The sequence below is a fragment of the Mesorhizobium sp. M1142 genome, from assembly GCF_040318565.1.
Lineage (GTDB): Bacteria > Pseudomonadota > Alphaproteobacteria > Rhizobiales > Rhizobiaceae > Mesorhizobium.
Map to the genome: position 1 here is coordinate 246,542 of NZ_JAMYMK010000009.1, position 23,382 is coordinate 269,923.

A 23,382-nucleotide genomic window follows, 5' to 3' on the forward strand; every position below is an offset into this window, starting at 1 on the left:
TCACATTTTTGCGACCGTCCCGATGGTTAGCTGCGCGGATTGAGGTTCTCCGGGTCATAGAGCGGCCTGTAGCCGACGGCGGCCACTTCGACCGGGTATTTCTCGCCGAAATATTCGACGTTCAGCTTGCGGCCCTCCTGGCAATACGCCCAGGGCAGGTAGGCGAGCGCGATGTTCTTGCCGAGGGTCGGACCGTAGGCCACCGAGGTCGTGAAGGAGCGGCGGCCGAGCTCGTCGACGAGCGTCTCACCGGTTTGCGGGTCCATCACCGGCATCGTGCCGACCGGATAGCGGGGAACGCCGTTGGAATCGGTATTGTCCGTCATGATAAGCGTGCAAAGCATGGCCGGCTGGTGCACCCGGGCGCGATATTCCAGATGCTTTGCCTTGCCGCAGAAATCGGCCTCCTTGACCTTCGGTCGGGCAAGGTCGGCTTCCAGCAGATTATATTCGGTCAACAGATCCGCGTTTTGCAGACGCAGGCTCTTCTCCATACGGCGGCTGTTGGCATAGGTCTCGACGCCAAAGGCCATCACGCCGGTCGACCGCAGCGCGTCCCAGACAGCGAGGCCGTCCTCGTAGCGCATGTGCAGTTCCCAGCCTTGCTCGCCGACATAGGAGATGCGGAAGGCGGTCACGTCCTTGCCGGCGATCCTGACGGGCTTGATCGCGGCAAATGGAAAATTCTCCGGCGTCAGCCCGTCGGGGTTTTCCACGCACTTGCTCAATGTCGCCCGCGCGTTCGGACCCCAGATGCCGATGGTCACGTACTTCTCGGTCACGTCGGTGACGGTAACGTCGAAGCCTTTGTCTTCTGCCGTCCGGCGCATGTACTGGAAGTCGCGCGGCCCCGCATCGGCGCCGTCGATGACGCGGCAGCGGTCGACCATGCGGATGACGGTCAGGTCGGCGCGCACCATGCCTGCCTCGTCGAGGAAATGGGTATAGATGCCCTTGCCGATATTGCCGTCGCCGCCGATCTTTGCCGCGCACAGCCATTCCATCAGCGCGACATGGTCCGGGCCTTCGACGTCGTACATGGCGAAATGCGACAGGTTGACGATGCCGCAATCCTCGCTCATCGCGAGATGCTCGGCGTTCGAGACGCGCCAGAAGTGGCGGTTATCCCATTCGTTTTGGCGCACCGGCACCCGGTTGCCGTATTTCTCGAGCAGATGCTCGTTGGCGGCGTAGCCATGGGCGCGCTCCCAGCCGCCGAGCTCCATGAAATAGCCGCCGAGTTCCTTCTCGCGCTCCCAGAACGGCGAGCGGCGGACATTGCGAGCCTTGGAGAAGGTCTCGCGCGGATGGACCGCCGGATTGTAGACCTTCATCGCCGTTTCAGTGCAGCGGTCCCAGATGAACTGCTCTTTCGTCTGGTGCGGATAGAAGCGCGAATAGTCGATGGCGTGATGGTCGATCGCCGTGCGGCCGTCTGTCATCCAGTCGGCGATGAGCTTGCCCATGCCGGGACCGTCCTTGACCCAGATCGCCACGGCATACCAGAGGCCCCTCACCTTCTGGCTTTCGCCCATCGAAGGACCGCCGTCCGCCGTCACCTGCAGCAGCCCGTTGAAGGAATGGCTCTCATTGTAGCCCAGCTCGCCCAGGATCGGCGTCAGTTCCATGGCCCGCTCGAGCGGCGCCAGGATCTGCTCCATGTCGAGATCGCGCTGCGACGGCGAAAGCCGTGCCTCGTTTTTCTCGAGAATATCGCGCGGATGGCAAAGGCGCGGATTGGTCTCTTCGTAATAACCCCATTCGATCTGCCCGCCTTCGGCGGTCTTGGGATCGCCGGTATCGCGCATATAGGCCGAATTACCCTGGTCGCGCAGCAGCGGCCAGCCGATCTCCTTGCCGGTGCCGGCGAACTCGGTGTACGGCCCGAAGAAGGTGAGCGGGTGGTCGATCGGCATGACCGGCAGGTCCTCGCCCGCCATTTCCGCGATCAGCCGCCCCCAGATGCCCGTGCAGACCACGACGTAGTCGGCCTGGATGGTGCCGCGGTCGGTCACCACGCCCTTGATGCGGCCGTTGTCGATGACGAGCGACCTGGCCGAGGTGTTGGCAAACGCCTTGAGTTTGCCCGAGGCTTCCGCCTGGTCGACCAGCTTGCCGGCGACTGTCTGCGAACGCGGGATGACGAGGCCGGCATCGGGATCCCACAGGCCGCCCTGTACCATCTGTTCTTCGATCAGCGGGAATTTTTCCTTGATTTCGGCGGGATCGATCAGGCGGGCGCGTGTGCCGAAGGCCTTCGCCGAGGCGATCTTGCGCTTGATTTCCGCCATGCGGGCGTCGTCTCCGACGCGTGCGACCTCGAGGCCGCCGATGCGGGCGTAATGACCCATCTTTTCGTAGAAATCGATGGAATAGAGCGTCGTCCAGCACGACAGGAAATCATGGCTGGTCGTGTAGCAGAAGTCGGAGGCGTGCGCCGTCGAGCCGATATCCGTCGGGATGCCCGATTTGTCGATGCCGACAATATCGTCCCATCCGCGCTCGATCAGGTGATGGGCGACCGATGCGCCGACGATGCCGCCCAGCCCGACGATGACGACCTTCGCCTTTTCCGGAAACCCTGCCATTGCCCGCGACTCCAAGATGCTATTGCGAGCAGACTATAGGTCGGCGCGGCGGCGCGCTTGCAGCCTGTTTGCGACATCGCCAAAAAAGCCCGCGCCACCAGCTCGTCGAATGCAGTTGGACCTACGCCTTCACCCTGCTCGGTACGAAAGCGCTGCTAGAGCCCGTTCTGCGCAGCTTCGAAGAAAAGTGAATACCTTCATCGCCGATTACTGGAAGTAAATAAAAGGCCGGGCGTTTGCCCGGCCTTCAAAAATCATGGCGTCGACTTTACTTGATGCGCGCGACGCCGCCCGAGATCTCGACGGTTTCCGAACCCGTCAGCGCCTCGAGGTCGCCATTCGGCAAGGTAACAAAACAGCCGCTCGGGCAAAATTCCACGGTTTCGCCGGCGGCCAGCGCCAGCTCGGTCTTGCCGCCGCCTTCCGTCACGATCAGCGTGCGGGTCTCGGCGTCCTTGTTGACCGCGCTGGCGGCATGGGCCGAACCGCCCACGGCCAGAAAAGCGATGGCGGCGACGAGAGACTTCCACATTTTGCAGTATCGGTGTTGCCACCGCCTCTGTTGCATTTCGCAAGGCATTCTCGCCGTTTGCAGGTGAGCTTATATGCAATGCAAGCTGAACAGCAACTGAATGCCGCATTCATGCCGCAATTGATTTCCGAAGCTTGAAGGCAAGCTCCAAACGCTAGTCAGGATCGGGCTTGCGTACCTTGCGTCCCGACTTGGCGAGACGTTTCGCCTCGACTGCCGCTAGAGCTTTTGCTTGTTCCCGCTCGGCGAATTCGACTTCGATCTTGTCGTCGTCGATCGGCCAGGCCTCGTGCTTTTTGGTCTCGACGACGGCGCGCGGTGTCGACGGAATTTCGATATGCTGGTCGGCGAACACATCGAAGATGGCAAAGCGGATGTCGTTCTGGACGATATTGCCACTAAGAACGTCTGCCAGGAACACGCGGATCTCGAATTCGAGCGCGGCCGGGCCGAAATTGGAAAACAACACAAAGGGTTCCGGGTTCTTCAGCACCAGCGGATGGCTGCGTGCGATCTCCAACAGGACGCCATGCACGTGCTTGACGTCGCTGCCATAGGCAACGCCGACCTTGATGTCGATGCGGCCGAGCTTGTTGCGGTGCGTCCAGTTGCCGACCGCATTGTTGATCAGGTTTGAATTGGGCAGGATCACCGATTGCCGTTGAAACGTTTCGATCTCGGTGGCGCGCACGCTGATCTTCTTGACAGTGCCGCTGATGTCGCCGGCGACGATCCAGTCGCCGACCTTGAACGGCCGCTCGGCCAGCAGGATCAGGCCCGACACGAAATTCGAGACGACATTCTGCAAGCCGAAACCGATGCCGAGGGACAGGGCGCCGGCGACCAGCGCAAGATTGGAGAGGTCGATACCGGCCGCCGAGATGCCGACCAGTGCCGCGACCGCGACGCCGGCATAACCGACCGCCAGCCGGATCGAATTGCGCACGCCGGTGTCGACCCGGCCGCGCGCCATCACCGAGCCGTCGAGCCAGCCCTGGAACCAGCGCGTCAGGAAATAGCCGATAATGAAGACCACAACGCCGGTGAGAATGCCGGTGACCGAGATCGTCACCGAACCGATGGTGAGGCCGGTCGCCAGCTTGTAGGCCCAGGCCTGAATGTCGCCGGGCTGGAAGCCCCACATCAACAGGATCAGCGGCAGGAACACCAGCACAATCATGATGTTGATGGCGGCGCTGACGACAAGCCCGAGCTGGTCGAGGGCGGTCTCTTCGTAGCTTGAATTGGCCGCTAGCCAGCGCCCGATCGAAGTTTTGGCGAACCCGCCTTCCTCGCCGATCGCCCGCGCCGACAGGAAACCGATATAGGCGGTGACCAGGATCGTGCCGGTGACCACGACCTGCAGCGAGACGAAAATTGCAAGGCCGATATAGCCAAGCAGTGCCGATGCGATGGTGAATAGGCCTAGTGCGATGGCGGTGTAGCGCAGCCACGCCGGCCAGGGGCGCCAGCTTCCGTCGGGAGCCTTGAACGGCTTCAGTAGGCCCATAAGGATCAGGATGATGCCGACGATGATGGTGGCGATGAAGCTTCTGGCGATGGTCAGCGACAGTGGCGAGCCCATCTTGTCGTTCACGACCGACAGGAAATAGTTGATGCCGATGGCGACGGCCATAGCGGTCGTCAGCCGCACCAGCCAGCGCGCCGGGCCGGTTTCGACCGGGATCAGGCGCCAGTTCGGCAATCGGGGCTCGAGCGCTGCGTTGGTCAGGCGGTTGACGCAGAACACCACCGCGGTGACGGCAACCAGCGAATTCAGGAAGATGCCTATGTCACCGCGTAAAACGTTGTAATAATTGAAGAAGAAGATCGTCGAGACAAGGAAGGCGCCGACCGCCAGCGTCGGCAGCAATGTCGACCAGAACGCCACCGACAAGCGGCTGAGATAGGAGGGGTCCTCGACGGAAGGATCCGCTTCGAAGACGCGGCCGAACAGGCGTCGGCCGCCGATAAAAAGCACTGCAGCGAATGCGAGCGCCATCAAAGTCGCGGCAAGAATGGCCTGGAACTTGAACTTGAAGGCGAAGCTCAGCCAGGACGAGACCGCCTTACAGAAGCCGGAAAACTCAGCGTTGGCGTCGGAAAAGACTTCGGGGCTAAGCGCATCGGACAGCACGTAGCGCTTGGTAAGCACATTGCGAAACAGCTCGCTGCGCATGTTGCCGATCTTCTCGATCAGCCCACTGATGCGGATCGACAGGTTCTGCGCGCTGGCAATAACGGCGTTGATCTCGGCTTTTTCGGAAGCCAAGGCCTGGCGTTCACCGGTTACGATGTCTGGCTCGGCCGGCTGGCCCGCGGCCGGCGGAGGTCCCAGCACCTCAATCCGATCGTTGATATCGCCGAGACGCGAGCGGAACGCTAGCGCGCTGGTGAGCGCCGCCCGCGACAGATCCTCCAATTGCAGACGGATTTCCACCAGGGTGGCATCGTCTTGGCCGTCCTGCTGTATCTTCTTCTCGAGACCGTCGGTTTTGGCCGTCAGACTCTGGATGACCTTCTGCTGGTCTGCGATCAACCCGGCGGCGCCCTGCCCGAGTGCCTGCGCCATTGCAACGAACGACGGCGGCGCCGAGACGACAAGCGCAAGAATCAAGACCAGGCGGAGTAAACGAAAGAACATGTTTTTTCTGGTGACTCGCGGGCGGCATCGGCAGTTTTGAAGCACGTCCTTGATAAAGAGGCTCATATCACGGGGCAAGTCACCCCAGGCGTCTCGTTTTTCGAAGTCGGCCAATCGAACTCGGCCAATCGGAGTCGGTCAATCGAAGTCGGGGAGTCGAAAAGCGATGGCGCAATCTTGGCTTTGCGTTGGCCACCTGCTCTATAGTCTGCCGCCAAGCCTGAAATGGATGACAATAAGAATGGCGGAATATTCGGCCTTTTCGCTTCTCAAAAACGCACTGACCGGAAACAAGGACTGGAGGCCGGCCTGGCGCAAGCCCGACCCGAAGGCGTCCTATGACGTGATCGTCATCGGCGGTGGCGGCCATGGCCTGTCAACCGCTTACTACCTAGCCAAGGAGCACGGCATCACCAATGTCGCGGTGCTGGAGAAGGGCTGGCTCGGCTCCGGCAATGTCGGCCGCAACACCACAGCGGTCCGTTCCAATTATCTCCTGCCGGCCAACACGCGCTTTTACGAGCATTCGATGAAACTGTGGGAGAACCTGGCCCACGACCTCAACTACAACGTCATGTTCTCGCAGCGCGGCTGCCTGAACCTCGCCCACACACCTGCCCAGCTCGACGACTATGCCCGGCGCGGCAACGCCATGCGCCATCTCGGCGTCGACGCCGAACTGATGACTACGGCGGAGATCGCCCGCCTGGTGCCGGCACTGGACGTCTCGGCCACCGCGCGCTTCCCGATTGTCGGCGGCCTGATGCAGCGGCGCGCCGGCACCGCCCGCCACGACGCCGTCGCCTGGGGCTATGCGCGCGCTGCAGATCGGCGCGGCGTCGACATCATCGAAAACTGCGAGGTCACCGGCTTCCTGCGCGACGGCGACCGTATCACCGGCGTCACGACGACGCGCGGCGAAATCCGCGCCAAGAAGGTAGCCGTCGCAGTGGCCGGCAGCACCGGGCAAGTCATGCGGCTCGCCGGCATCGAGACGATGCCGATCGAGAGCCACGTGCTGCAGGCCTTCGTCACGGAATCGCTAAAGCCGTTCATCGATACGGTCCTGACCTTCGGCATGGGCCATTTTTATATGTCGCAATCGGATAAGGGCGGCCTTGTCTATGGCGGCGATCTCGACGGCTACAACAGCTACGCCCAACGCGGCAGCCTGCCGATCGTCGATGAGGTGATGAGCGAGATGCTGGCGCTGTTCCCTGGGCTGGCCCGTGTCCGCATGCTGCGCTCATGGGGCGGCGTCTGCGACATGTCTATGGACGGTTCGCCAATCATCACCACCGGTCCGCTTCCGGGCATGTATCTCAACTGCGGCTGGTGCTATGGCGGCTTCAAGGCGACGCCGGCTTCCGGCTGGTGCTTTGCCTGGACCATTGCCAAGGACGAGCCACACGATCTCAACGCGGCCTTCACGCTCGACCGCTTCTATCGTGGCCTGGTGATCGACGACAAGGGCCAGGGCGCCACGCCCCGGCTGCATTAGGCCATGATCCCGAACCGCAGGTCCGCGTCAGCGAAAAGTGGAAACCGGTTTTCGGACAAGATCATGGTCAAACGAGAAGTTTAAGAGATCCATGCTCATCACCTGCCCCTATTGCGGCCCGCGCGACGTGATCGAATTCACCTATCAGGGCGACGGCAATCGCCAGCGCCCACAGCCGGCCTCGCAGAATCTCGACGCCTGGAACGCTTATGTCTACGACCGGCTGAACCCGGCCGGTGACCACAATGAGATCTGGCAGCATTCCGGCGGCTGCCGCGCCCATCTCAGGGTCGTGCGCAACACGCTGACGCACGAGATCTCCAGCACCGCGTTCGCGCGCGGCGATCACAATTCGGTTGCGCGGCACCGGGCCGAGGACAAGCCATGAGCCCGCGCCGTACCGAGGCCGGCGGCCTCATAGACCGGCTGCGGACCATTCGTTTCACCTTCGACGGCGCGCCCTATACCGGCCACGCCGGCGACACGCTGGCTTCGGCGCTGCTGGCCAACGGCGTCACCCTGTTCGGGCGTTCGTTCAAATATCACCGTCCCCGCGGCGTGCTGACCGCCGGCGTCGAGGAGCCTAACGCGCTGGTCACCGTGTTGCGGGGCGAGGTTCGCGAGCCGAACATTCCCGCCACCATGGTCGAGATCTATGACGGGCTGACCGCAATAAGCCAGAACCGTTTCCCCTCACTTGCCTGGGACGTCAGTGCCGTGAACCAGCTCGGCGGCAAGCTTTTGTCGGCCGGCTTCTACTACAAGACCTTCATGGGACCGGTGATCGGTCCGCTGAAGGGCACACGCTTCTGGATGTTCTGTGAGCATTTCATCCGCCGTGCCGCCGGCCTGGGCAAGGCAGGCACGGCTCCCGATACGGCGCGCTACGAACGCATGAATGCGTTTTGCGATGTGTTGGTAGTCGGCTCCGGCCCGGCCGGGCTGATGGCCGCCAGGGCTGCTTCCGATCAGGGTGCACGCGTCATCCTGGCCGAGCTCGAGCCGCATTTCGGCGGCTCGGCCAGTTGGTCGGGCGAGACGATCGATGGCATGCCGGCCGCCGACTGGGCGGCGCGCGCCGCTGGCCAGCTCGAAGGCCGTGACAATGTCCGCCTGCTGCCGCGCACCACGGTCTGGGGCTATTATGACGGCAACACGCTCGCTGCGCTCGAACGCGTCACCGACCACAAGGAAACGCCCGGCAAGGGCGAACCCCGCCATCGCTACTGGACAATCCGCGCCAAGTCGGTGGTGCTGGCCACCGGCTCGCTGGAGCGTCCGCTGGTCTTTCCGGGCAATGATCGACCAGGCGTGATCCTGGCGCATGCGGCCGAGCGTTTTGCCAATGAATATGGGGTGCTGCCCGGCGACAGGATCGGGCTGTTCACCAACAATGACAGCGCCTATCGCGCAGCCCTGGCGCTGAAGAAGGCCGGCGCCGTGGTCGTCGCCATCGTCGACGTACGCCCTGAGCTTTCGAGCGAGATGCGCAAGCTGGCCGGCGAAACCGAGGCCGAGATCTTTTCTGGCCACGCGGTGATCGCCACCGAGGGCGGCAAGGCGCTGTCCGGCTTCAAGGTGCAGCGCTTCGATATGGCGAGTGGCGCGCTTTCCGGCGATGCGCGCAGCATCCACGCCGATTGCCTGCTGATGTCGGGCGGCTGGTCGCCGACCATCCATCTGGCCAGCCAGGCCGGCGCCAAGGCGGAATGGAACGAAACGTTGCAAGCGTTCCTGCCGCCGAAACCTACAACACGGCAATGGATCGGCGCCGGCGCCTTCACCGGCAGTTTCTCCACCGCCGAGGCGATCGCCGAAGGTCGCGCCGCCGGTTTTTCCGCGACGGGCGGAACCGGCACGCCGGCGGCCTTGCCGGTTGTCGAAGCCGCTCCCGGCGATCCCGATCCGGCGCCGGTGTTCGAGATCAGGGCCAGTGGAAAGAGCTTCGTCGATTTCCAGCATGATGTGACGGCCGACGACGTGCGGCTGGCGCATCGGGAAGGCTTCGTCTCGGTCGAGCATCTGAAGCGCTACACCACGCTCGGCATGGCGACCGACCAGGGCAAGAGTTCCAACATACCAGGCCTGGCCATAATGGCCGAGGCGCTGGGCAAGCCGATCCCGCAGGTCGGCACGACGCGCTTTCGCCCGCCCTTTTCGGCGGTATCGATCGGCTCGCTTGCCGCCGAACGCTTCGGCGATCTGAAACCCGAGCGACTGACGCCGATGCATGACTGGCACGTCGCCAACGGCGCCACCATGTATTCGGCCGGCCTCTGGTACCGGCCGATGATCTATGGCCATCCCGGCGAGACGATCGAGCAGGCCTATGTGCGCGAAGCGAGAGCCACGCGCGAGAGCGCCGGCATCGTCGACGTCTCGACACTGGGCAAGATCGCCGTGCAAGGCCCGGACGCGGCGGAATTCCTTGACCGCGTCTACACCAACATGTTTTCGACGCTGGCCGTTGGCAAGGCGCGCTACGGGCTGATGCTGCGCGAGGACGGTCTCGCCTTCGACGACGGCACAACATGGCGGCTCGGCGAGCAGGATTTCCTGATGACCACCACCACCGCCAATGCCGGCAAGGTGATGCAGCATCTGGAGTATTTCCTCGACGTGATCTGGCCGGAGCTGAAGGTCCACGTCACCTCGGTAACCGATCAATGGGCCGGTGCCGCCATCGGCGGGCCGAAGGCAAGGCAGATATTGGCTGCTTGCGTCAGCGGCACCGCCGTCGACAATGCCGCACTGCCCTTCATGGCCATCGTCCACGGCGAAATCGCCGGCGTGCCGGTGATGATCTGCCGGCTGTCCTTCTCCGGCGAAATGGCCTTCGAGGTCTATTCCGGCGCCGGTTACGGCACCTATGTCTGGGAGGCGCTCATCGAAGCCGGCAAGCCGTTCGGGCTGGTGACCTACGGGCTGGAGGCGCTGGGCACCATGCGCATCGAGAAAGGCCACGTCACCGGTGCCGAGATCGACGGCCGTACCACGGCACGCGACCTGCATCTCGACTGGATGCTGTCGAAGAAGAAGCCGTTCATCGGCTCGGCGATGATGGATCGCGAGGGGCTGATCGCACCCGACCGCCTGGAACTCGTCGGTATTGTTTCGCTCGACAACCAGCCGCTCAATGGGGGCGCACACATCGTCGAGCAGCTTGACGAAGCCAATCCCCACGGCTCGCTTGGCCACATCACCGCCTGCTGCTATTCGCCGGCGCTCGGCAAATATATCGCGCTTGCCCTGGTCAAGGGCGGCAAGGCGCGGCGCGGCTCGCGTGCCTACGTTTCCGACCCGTTGCGCAACCGGTTCGGGCCGGTCGAGATCGTCTCCAACCATTTCTTCGATCCGGACGGGAGCCGCATGCATGGTTGAACGCCAATCACCGCTTGAGCCGGTGCTGCATCCGGGCTCGCATGGCGATTTCGAGCACGGCGTCGAAATCATCCTCTCCGAAACTAGGCCGGGGTCGATTCTGCAGCTCGCCGCCTGGCCCGGCGAGGAGAAGACGTTGATGGCCGGCATCCATACGGTCACCGGCCTGACTTTGCCCGACGGCGCCGGCGGCGGTGTGACGAACGGCGCCAGGTCGGTGTTCGGCTTTGCGCCGGGAAAATTTACGGTTGTCGATGAAGCCGAGGGATTGGCGACGGCCTTTGCCGATGTCGTCACCCCGGCCATCGGTACGGTCACCGACCTTTCGCACGGCCGCACCGCGATCCGTATCGCCGGGCCGAAGGCCGAGTGGGTGCTGGCGAAATTCTTCGCCATCGACTTCGCGCTCCCGGCCTTCCCGATCGGCGCCGGCCGCTCGACCATGCATCACGACGTCTTCGCGCAGATCCAGCGCACCGCGGCCGATCAGTTCGACATCTACGTGTTCCGCTCGTTCGCACGCTCGTTCTGGAAGGCACTCTGCCACGCCAGCGAGGAAGTCGGCTACGACGTGCAATAACTCAGCCGGCGCGTCGCCACGTTAGCTGGCGAACGTCACCCACTCTTCCAGCGGCGCGCGGTCGGTGCGGAATGCGTTTTCGGGCTTGGACGTGTCCTCATGGCCGAGCGCCATGCCGCAGACAACGATCTCCTCGTCGGGAATGTTGAGCACCGGCCTGATCTGCCGGTGATAGGGCGCGAAGGCAGCTTGCGGACAGGTGTGCAGGCCCCTGCCCCGCGCCGCGACCATGATGTTTTGCAGGAACATGCCGTAGTCGATCCACGACCCTTTGTTCAGCCGCCGGTCGACGGTGAAGATCATGCCGACCGGCGCATCGAAGAAGATGAAGTTGCGGTCGTGCTGCGCGCGCATCCTGTCGACCTCGCGCCGGCCGATGCCGAGCACGCCGTAGAGACCGAAGCCGTTGGCCCGCCGCCGCGTCAGATAGGGTTCGAAGAACTGGTCGGGATAATAGCGATATTCGTCCCATTCCGCCTTTTCGGCGCGGATGCCCGAGCTGAGGATGGCATCGCTGATGCGCTGCTTGACCTCGCCCTTGGTCACATAGACCTTCCAGGGCTGCATGTTGGTGCCTGACGGCGCGCGCGCGGCAACGGCGAGAATATCGCGGATGGTCTCGTCGTCGATCATATCGGGCAAGAAGGCGCGTACCGATCGGCGCGAGGTGATCGCGTCATCGACGATCGCCGCCGCAATCCGGGAGTTGTTTTCCAGCATGGCCGTCCCTTTGCGTATGATCCCGAACCCGATTCTCCGGAAGGATCATGCGCCGACTAGAAGTGATGGAGCATCCTTGCGCGTCTTTTTGAACGCCCGATAAGCCTATCCGCCTCGACCGGACGCCCCACTCGCCGCTCGTGCGCCGAGCCTTTGCCCGAACCGTCAAAATGGCGCAAGTAAATCTTGTGGGCGCATGAAAATCCTCTTGATTTTTTCACAAACGTGCCGTCACATGAAATTTGCTGGGAATTTTTCACCGAAACAGGGACAGCTTTGCCCTCAACCGCGGCCAGATCGGAACAAGACAGCGGCGAACGGCTGCTGGCCGGCGACATCCGCGCCTTGCGCAAGGCGCGCGGACTGACGCTTGCCGAGACCGGCCTCAAGCTCGGCCGCTCCGTCGGCTGGGTCAGCCAGGTCGAGCGCGGCCTGTCGATCCCGTCGCTCGGCGACCTCAGAGCCTTCGCCGAATTGTTCGGCGTGCCGGTCAGCCTGTTCTTCAGCCATGACGTGCCTGTCGAGACCGAGCGCGGCGTGGTCGTGCGCGCCGGCAGCCGACGCGTGCTTGGCACAAGCGATTCTGGCCTGGTGGAGGAGCTGCTGTCGCCCGATCTCGGCGGTAGCTTCGAGATGCTGCGTTCGGCCTTCGCCCCGGGTGCCGAGCTGAAGACCGAGGCGCGCCGGCCGACCGAGGAAGCCGGCTACGTCGCTTCCGGCAGCTTCGACATCGAAATTGCTGGCGTCTGGCACCGGCTTGGCGAAGGCGACTCCTTCCGCTTCGACGGCAAGCCGTTCCGCTGGCGCAATCCTGGAGCCGAGCCGGCTGTCGTCATCTGGGTGGTTTCGCCGCCTGTCTACTGAACGAATGCATGTCGCCCAAAAGTGCGTGGCGGTTTGGGACAATGACATGCATCAAAACAAATAGTCGGAGAAGAACATGGCCGGTTTGCCGACCACGGCACGCGTTGTGATCATCGGAGGCGGTGTCGTCGGCGCCTCCTCGCTCTATCATCTCGCCAAAGCGGGCTGGATCGACTGCGTGCTTCTGGAGAAGAACGAGCTGACTTCCGGCTCGACCTGGCATGCCGCCGGCAACGTGCCGACTTTCTCGTCGTCATGGTCGCTGATGAACATGCAGCGATATTCGACCGAACTCTATCGCCGGCTGGGCGACGAGGTCGGCTATCCCATGAACTACCACGTCACCGGCTCGCTCAGGCTAGCCCATAGCGCGGAGCGCATGCAGGAATTCCAGCGCGCCAAGGGCATGGGCCGCTACCAGGGCATGGACATCGATGTCGTCGGGCTCGACGAGATCAAGCGTCGTTACCCCTTCATCGAGACGCATGAGCTGAAAGGCGCGCTCTACGATCCGAATGACGGCGACATCGACCCGGCGCAATTGACCCAGGCGCTGGCTAAAGGTGCCCGCGACATGGGCGCGAAGATCATCCGCTTCTGCCCGGTCACCGGCGTGCGCCGAGAAAACGACGAGTGGGTGGTCGAGACGGCGCAAGGCGAGATCCGCTGCGAGATCGTCGTCAACGCCGCCGGATACCGCGCCGCCGAGATCGGCAGGATGTTCGGCCGCGAGGTGCCGATGATGGTGATGAGCCATCAATATATCCTGTTCGAGGAAATCCCCGAACTGGCGGCCTGGTCGAAGGAACAGGGCAAGAAGCTGCCGCTGCTGCGCGACGTCGATACGTCCTATTATCTGCGCCAGGAAAAGAACGGCATGAATCTCGGCCCTTATGAGCGCAATTGCCGCGCCCACTGGGTCGGCCACAACGACCCGATGCCCGACGACTTTTCGTTCCAGCTGTTTCCCGACGATCTCGATCGGCTGGAAGATTACCTGGCCGATGCTGTCGCCCGCGTGCCGATCCTCGGCACCGCCGGCCTATCCAAGGTCATCAACGGGCCGATCCCCTATGCGCCGGACGGCAACCCGCTGATCGGGCCGATGCCCGGCGTGCCCAGCGCCTTCGAGGCCTGCGTCTTCACCTTCGGCATCGCCCAGGGCGGCGGCGCCGGCAAGGTGCTGGCCGAATGGGTGACCGAGGGCCAGGCCGAATGGGATATGTGGTCCTGCGATCCGCGCCGTTTCACCGCCTTCGCCTCGGCTCCGGATTATTGCGTTGCCAAGGGCATGGAAATCTACGGCAACGAATACGCCATCCAGTTCCCGCGCCATGCCTGGCCGGCCGGACGCGACCGCAAGCTGTCGCCGCTCCACGGCCGCATCAAGGCACTCGGCGCCCAGTTCGATGCCTATAATGGCTGGGAACGCGCCACCTGGTATGCGCAGCCCGGTGACGACGTCTCCGAACAAGCCACGCTGACTTTCCGCCGCGACGGGCCGTGGCAGCATCGTGTGCGCCAAGAATGCCTCGCCGTCCGCGATGCCGCCGGCATTCTGGACCTGCCGGGCTTTTCCCGTTTCAATCTCGATGGTCCAGGTGCGGCCGAATGGCTCAGCCTCCAGGTCACAGGCCTGGTGCCGAAACCCGGCCGCATCGGCCTCGTCTATTTTGCCGACGACAAGGGCCGCATCGTCACCGAGATGTCGGTGGTCCGCCACGACGAGAACCTGATGACGCTGATCACCGCCGCTGTGGCTCAGTGGCATGATCTCGAATGGCTGAAATCGCGCATCCCGAAGGACGCCACATTCAAGCTGATCGACAGGACGGAGGAATACTCTACCCAGATCCTCGCCGGCCCCAACTCGCGAAAAATCCTGGCCGAACTCTGCGCGGCCGACCTCACCCTGCCCTGGCTGACGCATCAGGAGACCAGTATCGCCGGACGTTGGGCAAAGCTGGTGCGCGTGTCCTTCGCGGGCGAGCTCGGCTGGGAAATCCACAGCAAGATCGATGATACTGCAGCGATCTTCGACACCGTCTGGGCAGCTGGCCAGAAGCACGGCCTGAAACCGTTCGGCATGTACGCGCTGGATTCGCTGCGGCTCGAAAAAGGTTACCGCACCTGGAAGGGCGACCTGTCGACCGCCTATTCGATCCTGCAGGGCGGGCTGGAGCGCTTCGTCAGATGGGACAAGCCTGACTTCCGCGGCAAGGCAGCGCTGCAGAACGAGAAGCAGCAGGGCGTCAAGAAACGCTTCGTCACGCTTGTCGTCGAAAACCCCGGTGACTGCGATGCGCCTTATATGTCGACGCTGTGGCATGACGGCCGGATCGTCGGCGAGACGACGTCCGGCGGCTGGGGTCATCGTATCGACAAGTCAATCGCGCTCGGCATGCTGCGCGCCGACCTGACCGAGCCGGGAACGGCGGTCGAGGTCGAGATCTTCGGCGAACGTTTTCGGGCGGTCGTGCAGGAGGATGAGCCGTTATGGGATCCAAAGAACGAGAGGCTCAGAGCATGAAGAAAGTGATCCTCACCGATGGCGGCATGGGCCAAGAGCTGGTCCGCCGCAGCAGCTCCGAGCCGACGCCGCTGTGGTCGGCCAGGGTGCTCATCGACGAACCGGATCTGGTGCGCGACCTGCATGCCGAATTTATCCGCGCCGGCGCCCGCGTCATCACCGTCAACACTTATTCCGCAACGCCGGAGCGGCTGGCGCGCGAAGGCGCGGAAGAGCTGTTCAAGCCGTTGCAGAAGCGCGGCATCGAACTGGCAAGGCAAGCACGCGACCAGGCCGGCGACGCGGCGATCGCCGGCTGCCTGTCGCCGCTGTTCGGCAGCTATGCGCCAGCGCTGACGATATCCTTCCAGGATACGCTCGACGTCTATCGCCGTATCGTTGCCGAGCAGGCGGACGGCGTCGATCTGTTTCTGTGCGAAACCATGGCGTCGGCCGAAGAGGCGCGCGCCGCCGTCACCGCGGCATCGGAAAGCGGCAAGCCTGTATGGGTGTCGTGGACGCTCGCCGACCGCGGCGCGCCGCGCCTGCGCAGCGGCGAAGCCATTGCGGCGGCGGCAAGCGCTCTCGACGGCCTGCCCGTCGCGGCCCGGCTGATCAATTGCTGCCGGCCCGAGGCGATCGCTGCAGCGCTCCCCGAACTGATCGCCCTCGGCGGGCCGGTCGGCGCCTATGCCAACGGCTTCACTTCGGTCGAGGCACTCAAGCATGGCGGCACCGTGGAAGTGCTGCACGCCCGCCACGACCTCGATCCGGATGCCTATGCCGGCCAGGCGATCGGCTGGGTCGAGGCTGGCGCCGGCATCGTCGGCGGCTGCTGCGAAGTCGGACCGGCCCACATCGCCGCGCTGCGCGACCGGCTCGAACAAGCCGGCTACGAAATTTCGGGAGTAGCATAATGCCCAGACCATCATCGCGCATTTCCGGCATCGTGCCTTCGGGCAAGGATGGCTGGGAGGTTCATTCCGCTGCCTGGGCGCGCAAGCAGGCTGGCGAGGACATCATCATGCTGTCGGTCGGCGACCATGATTTCGACACGCCGGGCGAGACGATCGAAGCCTGCGTGACGGCCGTCCGCGCCAGCAATCACCACTATACGCCGCTTGCCGGCGTTCCACGCCTGCGCAAGGCGATGGCGGCGGCGTCGACGCGGTGCACCGGGGTTGCGACCAGCCCCGACCAGGTCATCGCCACGCCGGGCGGGCAGGCCGCGCTTTACGCGGCCATTCAAGCGGTTCTCGACCAGGGCGACCATGCCATCGTCGTAGCGCCCTATTACGCCACCTATCCGAATACCTTCAGTGCGGCGGGCGCCGAGTTCAGCGTCGTCGAGACCCCCGCCGAAGACAGCTTTCAGCCGCGCGCCGCCGACATCCGCGCCGCCCTTCGGCCGAACACCCGCGCCATCCTGATCAACACGCCGAACAATCCCACGGGCGCCGTCTATTCGCGCGAGCGCCTGGAAGAGCTGGCGCAGATCTCCCGCGAGCATGACCTTTGGCTCCTGTCGGACGAGGTCTACTGGACGCTGGGCCGCGGCGAGCACGTCTCACCACGCTCACTGCCTGGCATGACGGAACGCACGCTAGTCATCAATTCGATGTCCAAGAGCCACGGCATGACCGGCTGGCGCATGGGCTGGCTGACCGGGCCCGAGGAGATGATCTCGCTGCTGACCGACCTCAATCTGGTGATGACCTACGGCCTGCCGGCCTTCATCAGCCTCGCCTGCGCCGAGGCGCTCGAAAACGGCTACGGCGTCGAGGAGATCGCCGAGCGCTATGCCGCGAGGCGCGCCGTCGTTCTCGATGCCATGCGCGGTATGAACAACGTCACCGTGCGCGGCTCCGAAGGCGGCATGTATGTGATGCTCGACATATCGGCGATCGAGCCGGACGACGAAAAATTCGCCTGGGCTTTCCTCGACCAGGAGAAGGTCGGCGTTATGCCCGGCTCGAGCTTCGGCGCGGCCGCAGCAGGCCACATCCGCTTCAGCCTCTGCCAGCCTGAGCCGGTGCTGATGGAGGCTGCCACACGCCTGCGCCGCTTCGCATCCAGCTATCGCCGCGAGGCCGCATGAGCGCCCCGCCCACCAAAGCCATTCCGACTAAGGCCATTCCTCCCAAAGCAAGGGCGGTCATCATCGGCGGCGGCGTCTCCGGTTGTTCGGTCGCCTATCATCTGGCCAAACTCGGCTGGACCGATATCGTGCTGCTCGAGCGCAAGCAGCTGACGTCAGGCACAACATGGCACGCTGCCGGCCTGATCGGCCAATTGCGCGGCTCGCAGAACATGACGCGGCTGGCGAAATATTCGGCCGACCTCTACGTCAAGCTCGAGGCCGAGACCGATGTCGGCACCGGCATGCGCCAGGTCGGCTCGATCACCGTGGCGCTGACCGAGGAGCGCAAGCACGAGATCTATCGGCAGGCGTCTCTCGCCCGCGCCTTCGATGTCGACGTGCGCGAGATTTCGCCACGTGAAGTCAAGCAGATGTACCCGCATCTCAATGTATCCGATGTGGTCGGCGCCGTGCATCTGCCGCTCGACGGCCAGTGCGACCCCGCCAACATCGCCATGGCCTTGGCCAAGGGCGCGCGCCAGCGTGGTGCGACGATCGTCGAGAATGTGAAGGTGACCAAGGTCCATACCAGGGCCGGCCGCGTCACCGGAGTGTCTTGGGCGCAGGGCGACGAGCAAGGCACGATCGATACCGACATCGTCGTCAACTGCGCCGGCATGTGGGCACGCGAGCTTGGCGCCCAGAATGGCGTCACCATCCCGTTGCACGCCTGCGAACATTTCTATCTCGTCACCGAACCGATCGCCGGGCTTTCCCGCCTGCCGGTGCTGCGCGTCCCGGACGAGTGCGCCTACTACAAGGAAGATGCCGGCAAGATGATGCTCGGCGCTTTCGAACCGGTAGCCAAGCCGTGGGGCATGAACGGCATAAGCGAGGATTTCTGCTTCGACCAGTTGCCCGCGGACATGGATCACTTCGAGCCGATCCTCGAAATGGGCGTCAACCGCATGCCGATGCTGGGCACCGCCGGCATCCACACCTTCTTCAACGGCCCCGAAAGCTTCACGCCCGACGATCGCTACTATCTCGGCGAGGCGCCGGAGCTTTCCGGCTACTGGATGGCGACCGGCTACAATTCGATCGGCATCGTCTCCTCCGGTGGCGCCGGCATGGCGCTGGCGCAATGGATCAATGACGGCGAGGCGCCTTTCGATCTCTGGGAGGTCGACATCCGCCGCGCTCAGCCGTTCCAGAAGAACCGCCGTTATCTCAAGGAGCGCGTTTCCGAAACGCTCGGCCTGCTCTACGCCGATCATTTCCCCTACCGGCAGATGGCGACTTCGCGGAACATAAGGCGCTCGCCGCTGCATGAGCATCTGAAGGCGCGCGGTGCGGTGTTCGGCGAGGTCGCCGGCTGGGAGCGCGCCAACTGGTTCGCCAGGCCCGGCCAGGAGCGCGAATACCGCTATTCCTGGAAACGGCAGAACTGGTTCGACAACCAGCGTGAGGAGCATCTGGCGGTCAGGAACGGCGTCGGCCTGTTCGACATGACCTCGTTCGGCAAGATCCGCGTCGAAGGCCGCGACGCCTGCGCCTTCCTGCAAAGGCTCTGCGCCAACGACATGGATGTGGCGCCGGGCAAGATCGTCTATACCCAGATGCTCAACCAGCGCGGTGGCATCGAGAGCGACCTCACCGTCTCGCGGCTGTCTGAAACAGCCTTCTTCCTCGTCGTGCCCGGTGCGACGCTGCAGCGCGATTTAGCCTGGCTGCGAAAACACCTTGCCGACGAGTTCGTCGTCATCACCGATGTGACCGCTGCCGAAGCCGTGCTCTGCCTGATGGGCCCGGATGCGAGAAAGCTGATTCAAAGGGTGAGCCCCAACGATTTTTCAAACGAAAACAACCCGTTCGGGACGTTTCAGGAGATCGAAATCGGCATGGGGCTGGCCCGCGCCCACCGCGTCACCTATGTCGGCGAGCTCGGCTGGGAGCTTTATGTCTCGACCGATCAGGCCGCCCACGTCTTCGAGGCTATAGAAGAAGCCGGCGCCGACGTCGGCCTGAAGCTATGCGGCCTGCACACACTGGATTCCTGCCGCATCGAAAAGGCCTTCAGGCATTTCGGCCACGACATCACCGACGAAGACAATGTGCTGGAGGCCGGCCTTGGCTTTGCCGTGAAGACGGCCAAGGGAGACTTCCTCGGCCGCGATGCGGTGCTGAAGAAGAAAGAAACCGGCCTATCACGTCGGCTGGTGCAGTTCCGCCTGAACGACACCGAGCCGCTGCTCTTCCACAACGAGGCGATCCTGCGCGACGGCAGGATCGTCGGTCCGATCACCTCGGGCAATTACGGCCATCATCTCGGCGGCGCTATCGGGCTTGGTTACGTGCCTTGCAAGGGCGAGAGCGAGGCGGATGTCCTGTCGTCGTCCTACGAGATCGAGATCGCCGGCGAGCGCTTTGCGGCGGAGGCGTCGCTTAAGCCGATGTACGATCCGAAGGCGGCACGGGTGCGGATGTAGCGCACCTCAGAGCGCGTCCATCCTGGCCGCGACCTTCGCCACGAACCTGGTCCGACTGCCCTCGGTCGACTGGTTCATCGAGTAATGCGCAAGGTAGGAAACCGACCCGCCGGGCTGGATCGTCGCGCGCAGCACCCGATTGACCAGCTTGCGCGGCGGGTCACCCATCAGCATGGCTCGGAACCGGCTGCCGCCATAGGTTGTGACGGCGACCACCTTGCGAATATTGTGCAGTGACGGCTGCACCTTGCCGGCGACCAGCTTGAACGACACACCGGGCAGGAAGACGCGATCGAAAAAGCCTTTCAGAATGGCCGGATAGCCGAAGTTCCACACCGGAAACGACAGCACCAGCGCCTCGGCCCGCAGCAAGCGCTCGACATAAGGCGACGCCGGATCGCCGTCGCTGCGTTCGTCGTGATAGGACATCCGTTCGGCGCGCGTCAGCCTGGGATCGAAATTCTCGGCATAGAGGTCACAGTCGTCTACCACATGGCCGGCCGCCTTCAGGCGCTCGACGATGGTCCGGTGCAGGCCGGCATTGAAGCTGGTCTCCACCGGATGAGCGTAGAGGACGAGGATGTTCAACCCGCGTTCTCCAGCCCCTTGAACAGAAACGACTTGCCCGAGCGATAATCATAGTCCGGATTTTCCCAGGCGATCATCTTGCCCGGATTGAGCAGCCCTTGCGGGTCGGTTTCGCGCTTGAAGGCGAGCTGCACCTCGTCGGTGCGCTTCATGCCGCCTTCTTCCAGCGTGTAGCGGTGCGGGTTGAAGATCCAGCAGCCATTGTCCTCGTGGATGCGGATGATCTCGTCGAGCCGCTCCGCCGTGGTGAAACGCACCAGCGGCAGCCCTGCGATGCCGATGGCGCCGTCGAAGCGGATGAATTCGAGATGCGCCGGCACCTCGTCGCCGAAGCGATCGACCATCGCCTTGACGTGGCCGAGGTGGTCCGGCGAAGGGTAGCGGGTCTGCAGGTAGGTGATCGTCGGATCGACCCGGATGGCACGCAGCGTCGTGTGGTTCCAGGTCAGCTCATAGGCCGGCGGCAACCCTTTGAGATCGGCCTCCTTGTCGGCCCGGAAGACAATCTCGCCCTTGCTGCGCGCCGTGAAGGCAAGGAAGGCATCCATCGCATGCGGTGCGATCATCAGGACGACGATGCTTTGGCCGCGCCGGAAAAACCGCTGGTGGCGCTTGAAATAATCGTAGGGGATCGGTGCTGCGATCGGCGTGATCAGTTTCGCCAGTATGCCGTCCTGGATGGCGAGGTCGTTGCCGAACCCGGCCGCATCCATGAAATCGTCGAAGCCGACGATGACGTCGATCCAGTCATAGCTGGCGGTCAGCGGCATCTCGACTTCGGTGATGATGCCGTTGGTGCCGTAGGCATGCATCACCTTCAGCACGTCCTCGCCGGTGAGCTCCATGACACGCGGCTCAGCCTCCATCGTCACGGTCCTCAGCCGGATGACATTGCCGAGGTCGCGCAGTCCGCCCCAGCGGATCGAGCCGATACCGCCGGAGCCGCCGGCGACGAAGCCGCCGATCGACGCCGTGTTGTAGGTCGACGGCGACATGCGGAGCTCCTGGCCGGAATGCGCCCGCGTCGCTCTGTCCATGTCGGCGAGCACGGCGCCGGGGTCGGTGACGACACGGCCGGGGGCGATCGTCTTGACCGCGTTCATCTCGGCGAGATTGAGCACGACGCCGCCGGACAAGGGCATCGCTTGGCCGTAGTTCCCAGTGCCGCTGCCGCGCGGCGTCACCGGCACGCCATGCCGGTGACAGGCGGCGAGAATGCGGACGACCTCGTCTTCGGTTTTCGGCGTCACGATCAGGTCGCCGGTGACGTGATCGAGCTGCTGCTTCAGCACCGGGCTGTACCAGTAGAAGTCGCGGCTCTTCTGCTGGACGATCGCCGGATGGTCGTCGATCTTCAAACCGTACAGGTCGCGCTTGAGCGCCGCAATATCCATCATTCCACCATCAGATCATCGAGTTCGGCATAATCGGGCAACTGACGCTCGATCGCCAGGCCGTCGCGTACAACGATGCGATCCGATTCGGGCCGTGACAGCAATTCCGTCCAGCTCCGCCCCTTGAAGACGACGAAATCGGCCGGCGCTCCGGCGGCAAGCGTGCCGAAACCGTCGAGCCGCATCACCTTGGCCGGCGTCGAAGTCACCGCTTGCGGCCAGTCGGCGACGGGATGGTCGAGATGCAGGATGCGCGTCGCCATCCGGTAAACCTCAAGCATGTCGAGATCGCCATAGGCGTAGAACGGGTCGCGCGTATTGTCGGAAGCGACGGCCACGGCAATGCCGCGCGCCTTCATCTCGTGCAGCAACGTCACCCCGCGCCAGCGCGGCGTGGTGTTGTCGCCGCGCCGGTCCTGCAGATAGAGATTGCACATCGGCAGCGACACCACCGCCAGGCCGGCCTTGGCGACCTTGTCTAGCGTGTCGAGCACGTCAAGATCGGGCTGGCGCGCCAGCGAGCAGCAATGGCCGACCAGGATGTTCCCCTCGAAACCGTTCCAAAGGGCGGCTTCGGCGATTTTCTTCAGCGAGATCGCCGCGATATCGTCGGTCTCGTCCGCATGGAAATCGAGATCGAGGCCGTGCTCGATCGCCTGCGCAAATACCTGGTCAAGTAGTTCTTCGAGATCCGGCACCATATAGGTGACGACGCCGAGCACGCCGTTGGCCGCAGCCACTCGCTTGGCCAGCCTCTCGAACCATTTCCTGTCGCGCACGCCCTCGATGCCGAGCAGGCAGGCCGCCTGCAGCTCGATGCGGCCGCGCCATTTATCCCGCATCGTCTCGAACACCGGCCAGGAGATCTCTTCCTGCGGCGCAACGCTGTCGAGATGCGTGCGCAGCGCCCTGGTACCATGCGCATAGGCCGAGCGCAGCGAAAAATCCATGCGGCGGGCAACGTCGTCGGCGCTCCAGCGCGCCGCCCGGTCGGCGCCCGTTGCGTTCAGCGCGCCCATGAAGGTGCCGTCCGGGTTGGGCGTTCGAGGCCAAATATGGCCCTTGTCGATATGGGTGTGGCAGTCGACGAAGCAGGGCAAGACGATCCGGCCGCCGAGGTCGATGGCGCCTGCCGGTGCATTGGATCGCTGATGTGCTGCAATGCTGGAGATTTTTCCGTTGGCGACGGCGATATCCGTAAGCGCAAAGCCGTCGGCATCGAATGCTGCGGCCAGTCCTGGCGTCAGCGACTGATGAACACGAACGTTTGCAAGATGATAAGGACCAGAGGCTGGTATCAAGCCGCACTCCCCTCTGTCCTGCCGGACATCTCCCCCTCAAGGGGGGAGATCGGCAGCTTCAACCGGGGCACGCGCCTTGCCACGTCAGTAATTGGCGAAATCCGAAATGAGGTCCAATCTCCCCCCTGTTTGGACCGGGGACATCGCGAACAGCTGTGCGAGGACATCGCGAACAGTTTGCCATCCTATCGTTGGCTTGCATTGAGGTCGA

16 protein-coding genes are annotated in these 23,382 nt (G+C 63.6%); 9 read left to right on the forward strand and 7 right to left on the reverse strand.

Annotation, left to right across the window (positions count from 1 at the left end):
• Positions 1-26: 26 nt before the first annotated feature.
• The 3 genes from NKH42_RS17425 to NKH42_RS17435 form a co-directional block, all read right to left on the reverse strand.
• The gene (locus NKH42_RS17425) at positions 27-2,588 is read right to left on the reverse strand and encodes a GcvT family protein (RefSeq protein ID WP_352505740.1); all 2,562 of its coding nucleotides are present in this window, start codon (positions 2,586-2,588) and stop codon (positions 27-29) included.
• 268 nt (positions 2,589-2,856) lie between these two features.
• Entirely contained in the window at positions 2,857-3,120 is a 264-nt protein-coding gene (locus NKH42_RS17430) for a hypothetical protein (RefSeq protein ID WP_254818157.1), read from the reverse strand.
• A gap of 154 nt (positions 3,121-3,274) precedes the next feature.
• Positions 3,275-5,764 (reverse strand): mechanosensitive ion channel family protein, encoded by a 2,490-nt coding sequence (locus NKH42_RS17435; RefSeq protein ID WP_352751364.1) that lies wholly within the window; start codon positions 5,762-5,764, stop codon positions 3,275-3,277.
• A 241-nt stretch (positions 5,765-6,005) separates the two neighbouring features.
• Between NKH42_RS17435 and NKH42_RS17440 the strand changes: the two genes are divergently transcribed.
• The 4 genes from NKH42_RS17440 (at position 6,006) to NKH42_RS17455 (ending at position 11,226) form a co-directional block, all read left to right on the forward strand.
• A complete protein-coding gene (locus NKH42_RS17440) occupies positions 6,006-7,265 on the forward strand; it encodes a sarcosine oxidase subunit beta (protein WP_352505738.1) in 1,260 nt (419 codons plus the stop codon).
• Positions 7,266-7,356: 91 nt separating this feature from the next.
• A complete protein-coding gene (locus NKH42_RS17445) occupies positions 7,357-7,653 on the forward strand; it encodes a sarcosine oxidase subunit delta (protein WP_023676536.1) in 297 nt (98 codons plus the stop codon).
• Positions 7,650-10,646: a sarcosine oxidase subunit alpha gene (locus tag NKH42_RS17450; protein WP_352505737.1), complete on the forward strand. Its 2,997-nt coding sequence runs from the start codon at positions 7,650-7,652 to the stop codon at positions 10,644-10,646. The genes NKH42_RS17445 and NKH42_RS17450 overlap by 4 nt, the downstream gene beginning before the upstream one ends.
• The gene (locus NKH42_RS17455; RefSeq protein WP_352505736.1) at positions 10,639-11,226 is read left to right on the forward strand and encodes a sarcosine oxidase subunit gamma; all 588 of its coding nucleotides are present in this window, start codon (positions 10,639-10,641) and stop codon (positions 11,224-11,226) included. The genes NKH42_RS17450 and NKH42_RS17455 overlap by 8 nt, the downstream gene beginning before the upstream one ends.
• A 21-nt stretch (positions 11,227-11,247) precedes the next feature.
• Here NKH42_RS17455 and NKH42_RS17460 read toward each other — a convergent pair whose 3' ends face one another.
• Positions 11,248-11,946: a nitroreductase gene (locus NKH42_RS17460; protein ID WP_352505735.1), complete on the reverse strand. Its 699-nt coding sequence runs from the start codon at positions 11,944-11,946 to the stop codon at positions 11,248-11,250.
• A gap of 276 nt (positions 11,947-12,222) precedes the next feature.
• Between NKH42_RS17460 and NKH42_RS17465 the strand changes: the two genes are divergently transcribed.
• From NKH42_RS17465 to NKH42_RS17485, 5 genes are all read left to right on the forward strand, one after another.
• Positions 12,223-12,810 carry a helix-turn-helix domain-containing protein gene (locus tag NKH42_RS17465; RefSeq protein WP_352505733.1) on the forward strand — a complete coding sequence of 196 codons (588 nt, stop codon included), beginning with the start codon at positions 12,223-12,225 and terminating at the stop codon, positions 12,808-12,810.
• A gap of 76 nt (positions 12,811-12,886) precedes the next feature.
• Entirely contained in the window at positions 12,887-15,340 is a 2,454-nt protein-coding gene (locus NKH42_RS17470; protein WP_352505732.1) for a GcvT family protein, read from the forward strand.
• Complete coding sequence (locus NKH42_RS17475) at positions 15,337-16,236, forward strand: homocysteine S-methyltransferase family protein (protein ID WP_352505731.1); 900 nt, start codon at positions 15,337-15,339, stop codon at positions 16,234-16,236. The genes NKH42_RS17470 and NKH42_RS17475 overlap by 4 nt, the downstream gene beginning before the upstream one ends.
• Complete coding sequence (locus NKH42_RS17480) at positions 16,236-17,417, forward strand: pyridoxal phosphate-dependent aminotransferase (RefSeq protein WP_352753479.1); 1,182 nt, start codon at positions 16,236-16,238, stop codon at positions 17,415-17,417. Before NKH42_RS17475 ends, NKH42_RS17480 begins: the two co-directional genes overlap by 1 nt.
• The gene (locus NKH42_RS17485) at positions 17,414-19,888 is read left to right on the forward strand and encodes a GcvT family protein (protein ID WP_352505729.1); all 2,475 of its coding nucleotides are present in this window, start codon (positions 17,414-17,416) and stop codon (positions 19,886-19,888) included. The genes NKH42_RS17480 and NKH42_RS17485 overlap by 4 nt, the downstream gene beginning before the upstream one ends.
• Before the next feature lie 6 nt (positions 19,889-19,894).
• Here NKH42_RS17485 and NKH42_RS17490 read toward each other — a convergent pair whose 3' ends face one another.
• The 3 genes from NKH42_RS17490 to NKH42_RS17500 are packed head-to-tail and all read right to left on the reverse strand — an operon-like array spanning position 19,895 to position 23,171.
• Complete coding sequence (locus NKH42_RS17490) at positions 19,895-20,476, reverse strand: NAD(P)H-dependent oxidoreductase (protein ID WP_352738707.1); 582 nt, start codon at positions 20,474-20,476, stop codon at positions 19,895-19,897.
• Entirely contained in the window at positions 20,473-21,873 is a 1,401-nt protein-coding gene (locus NKH42_RS17495) for an FAD-binding oxidoreductase (RefSeq protein WP_502896041.1), read from the reverse strand. The genes NKH42_RS17490 and NKH42_RS17495 overlap by 4 nt, the downstream gene beginning before the upstream one ends.
• A complete protein-coding gene (locus NKH42_RS17500; RefSeq protein ID WP_352505728.1) occupies positions 21,870-23,171 on the reverse strand; it encodes a cytosine deaminase in 1,302 nt (433 codons plus the stop codon). The genes NKH42_RS17495 and NKH42_RS17500 overlap by 4 nt, the downstream gene beginning before the upstream one ends.
• Positions 23,172-23,382: the final 211 nt, after the last annotated feature.